Genomic DNA, 12,203 nt, shown 5'->3' with positions numbered 1-12,203 from the left:
TTATCTAGGATTTGGTGTTAATCCAAAGTTTATTGCAGACTCTGGTATTTGTAATTGTTTTCTTAAATCTTCTTTAGCCAACGCTATATCTATATCGTCTTTTCTGTAATATCTTTCTATAGCTATATTAAATCTTCTTACATCAAACCATCTTATTCCTTCGTGATAAAATTCTTTTTGTCTGAATTTTAAGATTGCATTGATAAAAGAAAGTTGTTTATCATCTTTAAAAGTATAAAAAGGGGTTAACTCATCTTTTGTTACAGGAAACATGTTAACTACCATTTCTTCAGTTAAAACATCAGAACCGCTATCATGTCCTTCAGTTTTCTTTGATAAAAAATCATTTAAATCTTTTAAACAGTTTGCATAATCTTCTTGCATTGCGTAAGCTTCTGCTCTATTTAAAAGTGCTTCATCATAACCAAATAAAACCTGGCTTGTAAAACCTCTACCAGTACCTGCAGATTGATTTGTTATTTTAAAATACTCATCAAATTTAGGTAAATTAAAACCTTCTACAGAACCAAAAATATCATAAGCCCAACCTTTACCAAAAGGATTGTCTGCCTCAAATATTGCATCAGAATTTAAATTTGATAATCCATAGTTAGTTCTCCAAAAATTTCTTGCCCACCAAGACATTGTAGAGCTTACAAGAATATTTGAATCTTCTAAAGAATTACTATATTGAAGTGTTCTTTGTGAATAAGATAAATTTTGATATGCAAGTAAATCTCTTATTTGCGATTTAGGATTGGTAAGAATTTTATTGGCATAAGAAATAACCTCAGCCCAATCTCCTTTATATTGATAAAACCTAGCAGCGAAGGCATTTGCAGCTGCTTTAGAAAAATGAAATTTAGCATTTTTTTCTCTATCTTGTATTAAATCCATTCCCTCTAATAAATCTTTCTCTACCAAATCGTACACTTCTGCAACTGTATTTCTAGTATAACTTTGTATTAAAGCCGTTTCTGGTTCTGTTACATAAGGGATCCCTAAATCTGATTCTGAAGTAGAAGGATTGTAATGTTTACCCCAAAAATTAACCAACATAAAATGTGCATACGCTCTTGCTAACAAAGCTTCTCCTTTTTGTGCATCTAAATTAGATTGACCTTCTAATTCTTTTATAGAAGCTAATGCTTGGTTAGCTTGTGCAATTGCAGCATAAGTATTAGACCAAAAAAATGTTGGTGTGTCTTGGTCGTCATCTAAACTGGTATTCCAAGTAAACATTTGTTCTCCAAGAAAAACATTTATATAACTTCTTATATTTGATCTAGAAGTAGCATTGTCTGACATTAATTCTGCCATTAATTGATAGTTTCCTTCTGAATAAGCACCGGTAATTAAACCACTTATTTTTTCTGGAGAATCTATTTCTGCTCTATTATCTGGTAGTTCAGATAAATAATCATCACAACTAATTATTAAAAATAAAAATATAATTGTGGTTATTTTTAAAATATTTGTCTGTATTTTTTTCATTATAATATATTTTATAGTCCAATATTTAAAGACATTGTAAATTGTCTAGTTATAGGTAAAGCAACACCACCTGTGCCATAAAATTCTGGATCTTGCCCATTTAATTTATCATCTGAATACAATAAAAACAGGTTAGTTCCTTGAAATTTTACTTTTAAATGAGAAAGACTTAATTTATCCAATACATCTTTATTAAAACTATATCCTAAAGAAATACTTTTCATTCTTAAGAAATCTCCATCTGCAACTCTTGCATCAGAAAAATTATAAGCGTTATAAGCTCTAGATAAATCGCTACTGTCATAAATATTATTATCTCTAACATCTATAACTTTAGGAATATTGGTTATGTTTTCATCACCAGGTAAAAGCCATCTATTTACACTACTTTTTGTAAATACATTTGTACCAGAATAAAAGTTGTCTAAAGCAGGGTTTAATCTTACAACATTACCACCAGACCCTGTGATTAACATATTTAAATCCCAGTTTTTATATTTAAAAGAATTAGAAATACCACCTGCTATGTTTGGCAACACAGAACCGTTATAAACTAAATAATCTGTAATATTAAAACTGTCTTGAAAATTTACATCGGTAACAGGGTTGTCTCCTTCTGGTAAAACAAATGTTGGAATACCGTCTGAATTTAATCCATCAAATTGAAAAGAGAACAAAGAATTATTTGGATACCCTTCTAACTGGCCTCCTTGTAAACCAACAACATCTATTACTCTAGGTGTATTTTGAAGTTTTGTTATTTTTTGATCGAAAAAAGAGAAATTGAAAGAAGAAGTCCAGCTAAAATTATCTGTTTTTACGTTTGTTGATGTTAAAGCAAATTCGACACCTTTTTGAGTTGTATCAGAATTATTTCCTCTTTTAACAAATTCACCTCCAATACCAGAAGTTCTTACAAAATCTATATTATCAAAAATATCTCTTTTATACACATCTGCTGTAAACTGAATTCTATTATTAAATAAACCTAAGTCTACACCAATATTTAATTCGTTTTGTTTTTCCCAAGTTAATTCTGAGTTTTCTAAATCTTGAATATCTAAATATGTTTCTCTTTCCGTTGGCGTTAACCTATCTGTAATTTCACTTCTAAAAATAGCCAAAGAGTTGGTAGCAGGACCAGGAGAAGCACTTAAACCATATGAAGCTCTAAATTGTAAATTATTAATAACGTCTGATTTTTGTATAAAATTCTCTTCAGTTGCATTCCATTTTGCACTTACAGTACCTGTAGGCAACCATCTAGACTTGGTACTTTTACCTTGTCTGTTAGAACCATCATACCTTCCTGTTAAAGAAAAAACATATTTATTATTGTAGGTATAAGTAGTTCTACCAAAGAAAGCTACTGTTCTTTCTCTATCTCTACCTAAACCAAAATAGTTTCCTCCTTCTGCAATTACTTTTTCTAATAATCTAGCATCTGTAAATGGTACAAATCCATTTTCATATTGCAAACCATAACCCGTAAAATTTTCGTTATTTCTATCTACGTATCTTAATTCTTGACCTAATAAAGCATTAAAATCATGTTTTTCATTAAACTCTTTTTTTAACTGAAAACTATTTCTAACATAATAAGAGGTTAAACTGTTATCAAATTTACGATACAAACCGCCTTCTGGAAAAACAGGAATAGGAATTGCATCTAAATTATTTGGGTCTCTATATAAAAAGATATTTGCATTTGCTATTACACTTGTTTCATCGGCATTATAGGCTCTAACAACATTAGAGTTTTCTCTAATTTGATGTTCTCTAACACTATTTACATATCTAGCTGATGCGTTTAAATCGTATGTAATATTATCTGATATTTTATAAGAAGCATCTAATTGAAAACGAATATCTTTTACATCTAAATCTAATGTATTGTTTTCTAATTCTTCTAAGATATTAAATGCTGCCCAATTATTTGTGTAGTATTCTAAATTACCATCATTATCTCTTGGTCTTAAAGCTCTAGAAGTATTTAATGCGTAACTAAATGGATTGATATCAAAATTTCTACTAAACTGACCGTCTACAACATTGGCTTCTCTATTAAAAGAACCTGGTGCTTTTTGATTTCTAACAGAGGCAACTGTAGCAATTGATAAATTAAACTTATCTGAAAAATAAAATGTATTCTTTAAATTAGTTGTTATTCTAGATACTTTATCTGCAACAGACCACCCTGGATCGTGTAAAAAACCAATAGACGCATAAAAAGAATTGTTTTCTCCACCTCCTGTAAAGTTTAGCGTATGATTTTGCATTAAAGATTGTCTAAACAATTTTTTAAACCAATTGGTATTTGCCAACTCATAATCCTTTAAAAAAGCACTTCTTCCTTCTGCTGTATTTGGCACCCCAAAACCACCATTAGAATAGCTGTTAATTTTCTTTTCTAAAATACCGTAAACTCCAGAAAATCTAGAATTACCAACATCTGGTAATCTTAAATAACCTTGACTTCTTAAGCCTTCTAAAACACCAATAGTTTCTTTAGAATCTAAAATATCGTATTGAGAATATGATGGAATATCTCTTACCGTTTGCTCTAGCGTATAACTTACTTTTAAAGGGCTCTCTCTTTTACCACTTTTTGTAGTTATAACTACAACTCCGTTTCTTGCTCTTGCACCATAAATAGAGGTTGCAGAAGCATCTTTTAATATATCTATTTTCTCTATATCTGTAGCATTTACACCAGCTATAGAAGAACTAATTAAAGTAGAAGCATCCCCAGAAGTTAAGGCATCTAAATCTTGCTCTACAATATCTTCTTGCACCACACCATCTATTACGTATAATGGATTATTGTTACCAAAAACAGAAGAAGAACCTCTAATTGTAATTTGAGGTGCTGCCCCAAAAGTTCCTGTAATATTCTGTACAACAACACCGGCTACTTTACCTTCTAACATTCTACTTACATCATTTATACCATCAATTTTTAAATCTGCCGACTTAATTGTTGTTGCTGCACCTGTAAAACTTTTCTTGTTAATTTTATCGTAACCTGTTGTGATGACGATTTCTGCTAAGTTTTCTGATGATTCTTGTAAGGTTACCTTAATTACAAACAAACTACCAACCACAACTTCTTTAGATTGAAAACCTAAAGATTGAAATACCAAAACATCTCCTTTAGAAGCGGCTATAGAAAACTGCCCATCAAAATCTGTAGCAGTACCAACACCTGTTCCTTTTACACGCACAGACGCCCCTATAACAGGCATATCATTATTATCAACTAAAACACCAGAAACTTTTTGTTGCACTGGCATCTTCTTTAATAATATTGATCCATTTTTATTAAATTGATAAACTACATTACTTGCATGTAGACTTTTATCTAAAAGATCTTTTACAATAATAACACCTTTATGTAAGCTTACTTTAGGCAGCTTTTTAAAGATACTATTTTCGTAAACAAACGTATAATCTGTTTGTTTTTTAATTAAATCAAAAACCTCTTCTACAGATATAATTTTATCTGTATCAATTTTAATTTTTGCATTTTGAGACACTCCTTCGCTTGGTACAAATGCAAACGAAATTGCGCAGAATAAGTATATGAATGTTTTCATAATAGTTGTTAATAGCTTTTTTCGAAACAGAAAAAAGTCTCCAGTAAATTTAATTTCCATAAATTTGTTAAGTGTTTAATTATTAATAAGCATGAACCTAAGGAATTGTGGTTTTAATATTGTGAGAGATAGGCAAACCACGTTCCTTTTTATTTTCTAAATTTAATTTTTTTATTATTTATTTCATAAGTAATATCTGTTGTATTTATAATTGCATCTAAGACAGATTTTATATCTTGCTTTTTACTTAAAACTCCATTAAATCTTAAATCTTCTATTTTGTCATTTTCAAAAGAGATGTTAACATCATAACATCTAGAAAGTATTTTTGTAATTTCTAACAAAGAAGTATTCTCAAAATTAAAATACCCATTTACCCAATAAATTTTATCTTTTGCATCTACGTACTTCTTTTGCATTTCTAATGTTAAGATATTTAAAGTTATCTCTTGATTAGATTCTAAATACATTTTATGGTTTTTATTATTTTCTACAACTACCTTACCTTCTATTAATGTAGTAGTTATTAAATGATCATCTGGATATGCTTTTACATTAAAGTGGGTACCTAAAACAGATACTTTCTGTAAAGAATTTAAAACATTAAAACAATCTCCAAAATTATTTTCACTTGATGAAACTTCAAAATAAGCTTCTCCATAAATTAATTCTACGTTTCTTGGTTGTCCTTTTATAAAGCTGACAGGATACTTAAGCTTAGATTCTGAATTTAACCACACTTTTGTTCCGTCTGCCAAGGTTAAAGAAAATTCTCCTCCTTTTTTTGTTGTTAGGTAGTTGTAGATAATTTCAGGTTGATTTGCAACTTCTTCAGATTGCTTTGTAACTGGCTTTTTATACGCAATGCTTTTATCTTCACTTTTAAAAAGTGAATTTTCTATTTTATGATCTTTAGAAAGAAGTATTTCCTCTCCATTTTCTAAAGTTAGTATTGCTTTATTACTATAACCTGTATCGGTAATTATTACTGAAGTATTTACTTTTTTATTTATAGGATTAAATAAATAAGATATTGAAAACAATAATGCTATTGAAGCTGCTGCCGCGTAATATTTCCAAATTGTTTTTTTTGTAATTTTTGTTTTACTCTTAATTACTTTCCAATTCTTTTCTTTATCAAAAAGGTATTTTTCAGAATTCTTGTTTTCTTGCACACTTTTAAAATACGCTCTATGTTTTTCAGACTCTGAATACCATGCATCAAACGCTACCTTTTCCTCCTCAGAAAGCGTATTGTTTATCTTTTTTATTATTAAGAGAAATTCCATTTTAAAAATGTCTTTTTTAAGTGTAATTATAATTTGTAATTAAATACTATACACTATAGACAACATGAAACTAAAAAAGGGTGACAAAAAAAGCAATAATTTTTAAATAAAATTTAAATTAAATCAACAATAAGGCAAAAACATTGATGAATATTAACCAAAAAAGCAAAATCACTAAAGAATCATTAATCCTAATTTTCGCTCTCTTTAACTGTGTTTTAACCGTATTTAGAGAAATATTTAGCTCTTCTGCAATCTCATTATACTTATAATCCTCTATAAATTTTAATTTAAAAATTTTTTGCATTTTTAAAGGCATCTCATCTACAATTGCTAAAACCTTTAAATAAAGAGTATTGTTCTCTTCTGTAAAATTAAGTATTTCTACACGATCAATTAAAGACCTACTATATTCTATATAATCTTGGTTATCGGTAATTTTTATAGATTTTAAATGATTCAAACACCTATTTTTTACCATCACAAATAAGTAAGCTTTTAGTGATGTTTTAATCTCCATTTTTTCTGAGTGTTCCCATATATAAACAAATACTTCTTGAACAACATCTTCACTAACTGAAAAATCGGATACATATCTATTTGCAAAAATCACTAAATCTTGAAAAAATAAATCGTAACATTTTTCAAAAGCGACAGTATCTTTCTTTTTTATTTGCGCTATTAAAAAATGGTTATTCATAAAAACTATACTATTTTACTTATTTCTAAAAATACTTTTAACTTACAAAACAATCGTAAATTCTTCTTTTAAAGAGAAAAGAAAGTTAAAACTATTTTTGTTAGCCGTAAATATAAAACATTAAATACAAATTAATTTAATGTTACCATAATTATCATTTTGTAAAGTAATTATTACGAAACCATTACATTTACTATATAAAAATCGATTAAAAAATAAATTATGCGCAGAAAAAAAGGCATATCAGCAAAATAATATTAGCTTTAAAATATAGTTATTAGACTCTTTAATAAAAAAATTAAAAAGTTAAATAATAGGCAGTAAATTATATATATTTTATTCTTTTAATTGAATTCTAATCGGCAACCTATATTTTGTAGTAACAGGAATGCCTCTTTTATTTGCAGGATAAATTTTTGGTAGTTTTTCTACACTAGCCTTAAGTAAACTGTCTAGTTTAGGTAATTCTTTTTTTATAGTATCTGAAGATTGAATAGCATCTAATCTAAAAATTCCATCAGAATTAATAATTACATCTACATAGATAATTTCATCAATAGAATCTTTAATCGATAATTCTAGCTTCTGTAACTCCGCCCCTATTTTCTGATGAATGGTTATTCTAAAACAATCCATTTTTTCTTGTTTATCAATAATAGCATCACAAGCCTTAAAAGAAGGAAAAGTATCTACAGAAGAAAAATCTACAATAGTGTCTAAATCTGATGTGTTTTTAACCTTTGGAGGGCAAAATAAATCACACGAAGTGATAAAAACCAACATTATTAAAAAAGATAAACCCTTTAAAAACATACTTTTATTTAGAGTGTGAATTTACAAAACTTTAACGACTTTTTATTCCAACTTTTCACCTCTTAAAAAATAGCCTTTTTTGATGTCTAAAATTCGTTTTTTTACGAATTTAGCCATTATTGTGTCTCTACTTTCAAAACGTTCTAAAAACCTTACATACTTTTTATATCCAATCGATTTGTCTTTATAATAATCATCAGATAATTTAGCTACTTGATACAATGCTTTGTAATTATTTCTATTTTCCGAAAACGCTTTATCGAAATAAAAAATTGCTTCTTTAGGTTTCTTTAACTCATAATTCACAGTTCCTAAACCATAATATTCTTCATCTCTTTTATCTTTCCCTATAAAAGTCGCCATTCTGTAATACGTAGCAGCAATTAAATATTTCTTTTGTTTTGATGCTATATGACCACGATATGTAAACGCTTTATAATTTTCTCCATCCATAGAAAATAGTTTTTTAAAATAGATATCTGCTTTGTCTAAACTATCTAAATTGTAATAAGTTCTCCCCAACATAGAAGTCGGAAATGTATCATTTTTAGAAATAGCATCTAATTTTAATAAAAACGGAATTGCTTCTACATATTTCTTATCTCTATATAATTGATTTACTTTCAACTTATTTAAAGCAATATGATTGCTATCCAACTCAAGTCCTTTTTTTACAAATATTTGAGTAGAATCAATTTCTTTTAATTTATTAAAACTAGTTGCCAATCTTAAAACAGCATTAAAATGAGTAGCATCTTTAGCGTACGTATCTAAAAAACTGTTTATCATTCTATTTCTATCATTTTTTAGAGCATACCCAATCCCTAATTGATATGAATAATGCGCATTTAAAGGATTTTCTTTTATCAATTCTTTAAATATAATAATTGCTTTATCTCCTTTCTTTGCTGATAAATACAACTTACCTAACTGATATTTTAAAACTAAGTTTAAAGAATCTTTTGCTACAATTTCTTCATAAATTTCAACAGCCTTATTCGTATTTTTAATTCTTTGATAGGCTTTTGCTAATTTTAATTTTGCTTGGTAATCTGCTTTAAAAACCAATGCTTTTTCTAAAAACTCTATCGTTTTGTTATAATTATCGATAGATTCATAAATAATAGCTGTTTTATAATTTGATAAAAAGGAAGGACTTTCTATTTTATCTAACTCCATTAAAGCTATTTTATATCGACCAATTTCAAATAAACTATCTACTTTAGAAAAAGCCGGAGTTTGCGCCCCGACTTTAACAATTACAAATAAAAATACAAGTACAATGTTCTTTTTCATAAACTTATTATTCAATTACTATTGTAAATGGAATGGAATATTTTACACCCACCGTTTTACCGTCTTGTTCGCCAGGTGCTACTTTCGGCAACATATTCATAACTCTAATCACTTCTTCTTTAATATCTGGGTGTGGAGCTCTTGAATCTACATCTACAACATTACCTTCTTTATCTATTCTAAAACCAATAAACACTCTCTTTTTACCTGATTCTAAACCAAGAGTATTTGGTAATTCACTATTGAAGTTTTTAATAAAATGTTTTTGCACCATTTTTGAGAAACAAGCTTTATCTCCAGGCTCACAACCTGGAAAAGTTGGTGCTTTATCTATGATCATAAATGAAACAGAACCGTCTGGAGAAATATTATTTTTAGTATCTCTTTTATATCTAGCAAGTTTAGATGAAATCTCTAACTGTTTATTTTTAACACTTAACGAATCTCTTAATTGTTGATTTTCTACCTTTAACAATTCTATTTCAGATTCTTTTGTACTATCATTAGATACACAAGAAGTATAAAATAACATACTCGCCAATACCGGAATTAGTAACAAATACTTTAACTGATTCATTTTTTTTGATTGTTTCTTTTTCATCATAATAATTCTTTTTTTAATTAAGGTTTTTTTATAAAATTGATTTACAAAGGCAATGTTTTCAACTTGAAAAAAGTTGGATAGCAAATTATTGATATAAATTTCTTTTGTTTCAGACTTTGCAGCTACTTCGTCAGAAATATACTCGTGAATGAGTGTTATTCTCTTTTGATAAATAAAAATCATTGGGTTAAACCACATCATGATTTTTAAAAATTCGAAGAATAATAAATCTAAAGAATGCTTTTGATTACTATGCACTAGTTCATGTGCTATAATTTGTGTTTGTTGAGAAATTGGAATTTCTTTCCCTAAAAAAATAAAGTTGAAAAAAGAAAATGCCTTGGTTTGATTCGGTATTAAAACTAAAGTGTGATTCGCTTTTTTTACAACTTCGCTTTTTCTAATTAGGTTTGTTATTTTAAACAATTTTATTAAAAAAAGTATCAAAAAAAGACTGAAACCAAACCAAAATAACAGGTGTACATAATTTATAGATTGATACAAACTCGTTTCTTGAAAAACATCCTGAATTACTTTTTCTGGTGATAAAACGATTTCTGGTAAATAAATAATAAACTCTTTTGGAACCGCTTTTTGAAACGTAGGAATTTTAATAAACGGTAAAATGAAAGATACAATTGGTGTACTAATTAAATACCATCTGTTTTTAGTAAAAAAGGTTTCTTTACTTAGAAAGAAATCATAAATAGCCAAAAACAATACTTGAAATAATATGACTTGTAGAATATAATTGATCATCGCTTTTTTATTTTTAAATGTTCTCGATACAATTTTAACGAAAAGTCAAAATCACTCGAACTGACAGGAACTGAAAACTGAGACTGCCAACTTATTACTGAATTACTGCTTACTTATTTTCCTTTTTCTGTCATTTCGAAATGAGTCTTTTTAGACGATTGAGAAATCTAAAATGAGATTCCTCTTCGTATCTCATCGGAATGACAGGTTTTGTAAACTGCAAACTGTGACTGAATACTGAATCCTTACTTCCCTTTATTCACTTCCTTTAAAATAGATTCTAGTTCCGCAACGTCCATTTTATTTTCTTTTACAAAAAAGGAAACCATACTTTTAAAAGAACCATCAAAATAACCATTCATTAATTTGTGTAAACTCTGGTTACTGTAGGCTTCTTTTTCAATAATAGGATGATAGATAAATCCTCTTCCTACAGGTTTATGCCCAACAAATTCTTTGGTTTCTAAAATTCTAACAATGGTAGAAACGGTATTATATGCAGGTTTTGGTTCCGGTAATTTTTCTATCACTTCCTTTACAGAAGCTTCTTTTAAATCCCATAAGACTTGCATAATCTGCTCTTCTGCTTTTGTTAATTGTTTGCTCATAATTATAACTAAGTTTTTAGTTCAACAATGCAAATATAACTAATTATATAGTTTAAACTAATTTATTAGTTAAAAATTTTGTAACATAACTTAACTATAATCGTCTTATAATTAGAAAACTGTGATGTTTATTGACTTTAAACCCGTATAATTATTAAAATATTTATGGATATATTTTTATTACTATTAGGATTCCTTTTTGTTTGCTTAGGCATTATTGGCGCTTTTTTACCCATTTTACCCGGACCTTTAACAAGTTGGGTAGGTTTACTTTTATTACATTTTACTAAAATAATTCCGATGGATTGGACTTTTTTAGGAATTACATTAGCCGTGGCCATTTTAATTTGGATTCTCGATTATTTTATACCTGGCATGGGCACAAAACGTTTTGGCGGCACAAAATATGGAGTTTACGGTACTACAATTGGCTTATTTGTAGGCTTGTTCTCTCCTATTCCGTTTGGAATGTTAATTGGCGCTTTTTTGGGTGCTTTTGTAGGAGAACTACTTTATGATAGCAAAGACACAAACAGAGCTTTAAAAGCTTCTTTCGGTGCATTTATTGGGTTTTTAGCTTCAGCTACCATTAAATTTTCTATTGCAGCGATCTATTTTGTGCTATTTATAATTCAGTTTTGGGAATTTAAAGGAAGCTTTTTTTAAATACTATTTTTTATTCTCAACAAATCATGAGAAGCGTCATTACGAGTAGGAACGACGAAGTAATCTGTTTATTAAGATTTACGTATTCTATATTTAGAGATTGCTTCATTCTTAGCAATGACGAGACAATTCCTTAACGAGGATTACATATAATTTAAAGATTGATATAAGTCTGCAAACAAGTCTAGCCCAGATTGTAGTGGCATCCTTTTTTCTATTTCAGAAAAAAGATATAACGGAAAGCTGGAAATAGCTACTAAAAAAAAGAAAATTTAAGAGACCAATTAGCACATTATACAAAAACAAACGTGCATTCTATTCACAAAAAGGCATAAAAAAAAGCGTCCCGTTTCAGGGAAGCTTTCCATTGGTTAACAA

General features: G+C 28.3%; 9 protein-coding genes. 1 reads left to right on the top strand and 8 read right to left on the bottom strand.

Going from position 1 to position 12,203, the window contains the following annotated elements; translation table 11 throughout:
* From GQR92_RS15905 to GQR92_RS15870, 8 genes are all read right to left on the bottom strand, one after another.
* Complete coding sequence (locus tag GQR92_RS15905; protein WP_158841240.1) at nt 1-1,494, bottom strand: RagB/SusD family nutrient uptake outer membrane protein; 1,494 nt, start codon at nt 1,492-1,494, stop codon at nt 1-3.
* An 11-nt stretch (nt 1,495-1,505) separates the two neighbouring features.
* Nucleotides 1,506-5,090: a SusC/RagA family TonB-linked outer membrane protein gene (locus GQR92_RS15900; protein WP_158841238.1), complete on the bottom strand. Its 3,585-nt coding sequence runs from the start codon at nt 5,088-5,090 to the stop codon at nt 1,506-1,508.
* A gap of 149 nt (nt 5,091-5,239) precedes the next feature.
* Nucleotides 5,240-6,379: a FecR family protein gene (locus GQR92_RS15895; RefSeq protein ID WP_158841236.1), complete on the bottom strand. Its 1,140-nt coding sequence runs from the start codon at nt 6,377-6,379 to the stop codon at nt 5,240-5,242.
* A gap of 118 nt (nt 6,380-6,497) precedes the next feature.
* Nucleotides 6,498-7,079 carry an RNA polymerase sigma-70 factor gene (locus GQR92_RS15890; protein ID WP_158841234.1) on the bottom strand — a complete coding sequence of 194 codons (582 nt, stop codon included), beginning with the start codon at nt 7,077-7,079 and terminating at the stop codon, nt 6,498-6,500.
* A 336-nt stretch (nt 7,080-7,415) separates the two neighbouring features.
* Complete coding sequence (locus GQR92_RS15885) at nt 7,416-7,892, bottom strand: hypothetical protein (protein WP_158841232.1); 477 nt, start codon at nt 7,890-7,892, stop codon at nt 7,416-7,418.
* Nucleotides 7,893-7,934: 42 nt separating this feature from the next.
* A complete protein-coding gene (locus GQR92_RS15880; RefSeq protein ID WP_158841230.1) occupies nt 7,935-9,188 on the bottom strand; it encodes a tetratricopeptide repeat protein in 1,254 nt (417 codons plus the stop codon).
* Between the two features lie 7 nt (nt 9,189-9,195).
* Nucleotides 9,196-10,551 carry a M56 family metallopeptidase gene (locus tag GQR92_RS15875; RefSeq protein ID WP_158841228.1) on the bottom strand — a complete coding sequence of 452 codons (1,356 nt, stop codon included), beginning with the start codon at nt 10,549-10,551 and terminating at the stop codon, nt 9,196-9,198.
* Nucleotides 10,552-10,796: 245 nt separating this feature from the next.
* Nucleotides 10,797-11,159: a BlaI/MecI/CopY family transcriptional regulator gene (locus GQR92_RS15870; RefSeq protein ID WP_158841226.1), complete on the bottom strand. Its 363-nt coding sequence runs from the start codon at nt 11,157-11,159 to the stop codon at nt 10,797-10,799.
* A gap of 165 nt (nt 11,160-11,324) precedes the next feature.
* On the opposite strand from GQR92_RS15870, the gene GQR92_RS15865 reads away from it, so the two are divergent.
* On the top strand, nt 11,325-11,825 hold the full coding sequence (locus tag GQR92_RS15865) for a DUF456 domain-containing protein (RefSeq protein WP_158841224.1): 501 nt from the start codon (nt 11,325-11,327) through the stop codon (nt 11,823-11,825).
* The last annotated feature ends 378 nt before the right edge of the window (nt 11,826-12,203 follow it).

The sequence above is a fragment of the Polaribacter sp. L3A8 genome (assembly GCF_009796785.1).
GTDB lineage: Bacteria > Bacteroidota > Bacteroidia > Flavobacteriales > Flavobacteriaceae > Polaribacter.
This window is presented reverse-complemented; position numbering and strand designations above follow the sequence as displayed.

Excerpts from the sequence above, each read along its gene's own strand:
- GQR92_RS15885 (WP_158841232.1), bottom strand. The coding sequence starts at position 7,892 with ATGTTTTTAAAGGGTTTATCTTTTTTAATAATGTTGGTTTTTATCACT.
- GQR92_RS15880 (WP_158841230.1), bottom strand. The coding sequence starts at position 9,188 with ATGAAAAAGAACATTGTACTTGTATTTTTATTTGTAATTGTTAAAGTC.
- GQR92_RS15900 (WP_158841238.1), bottom strand. The coding sequence starts at position 5,090 with ATGAAAACATTCATATACTTATTCTGCGCAATTTCGTTTGCATTTGTA.
- GQR92_RS15870 (WP_158841226.1), bottom strand. The coding sequence starts at position 11,159 with ATGAGCAAACAATTAACAAAAGCAGAAGAGCAGATTATGCAAGTCTTA.
- GQR92_RS15905 (WP_158841240.1), bottom strand. The coding sequence starts at position 1,494 with ATGAAAAAAATACAGACAAATATTTTAAAAATAACCACAATTATATTT.
- GQR92_RS15865 (WP_158841224.1), top strand. The coding sequence starts at position 11,325 with ATGGATATATTTTTATTACTATTAGGATTCCTTTTTGTTTGCTTAGGC.
- GQR92_RS15895 (WP_158841236.1), bottom strand. The coding sequence starts at position 6,379 with ATGGAATTTCTCTTAATAATAAAAAAGATAAACAATACGCTTTCTGAG.
- GQR92_RS15890 (WP_158841234.1), bottom strand. The coding sequence starts at position 7,079 with ATGAATAACCATTTTTTAATAGCGCAAATAAAAAAGAAAGATACTGTC.
- GQR92_RS15875 (WP_158841228.1), bottom strand. The coding sequence starts at position 10,551 with ATGATCAATTATATTCTACAAGTCATATTATTTCAAGTATTGTTTTTG.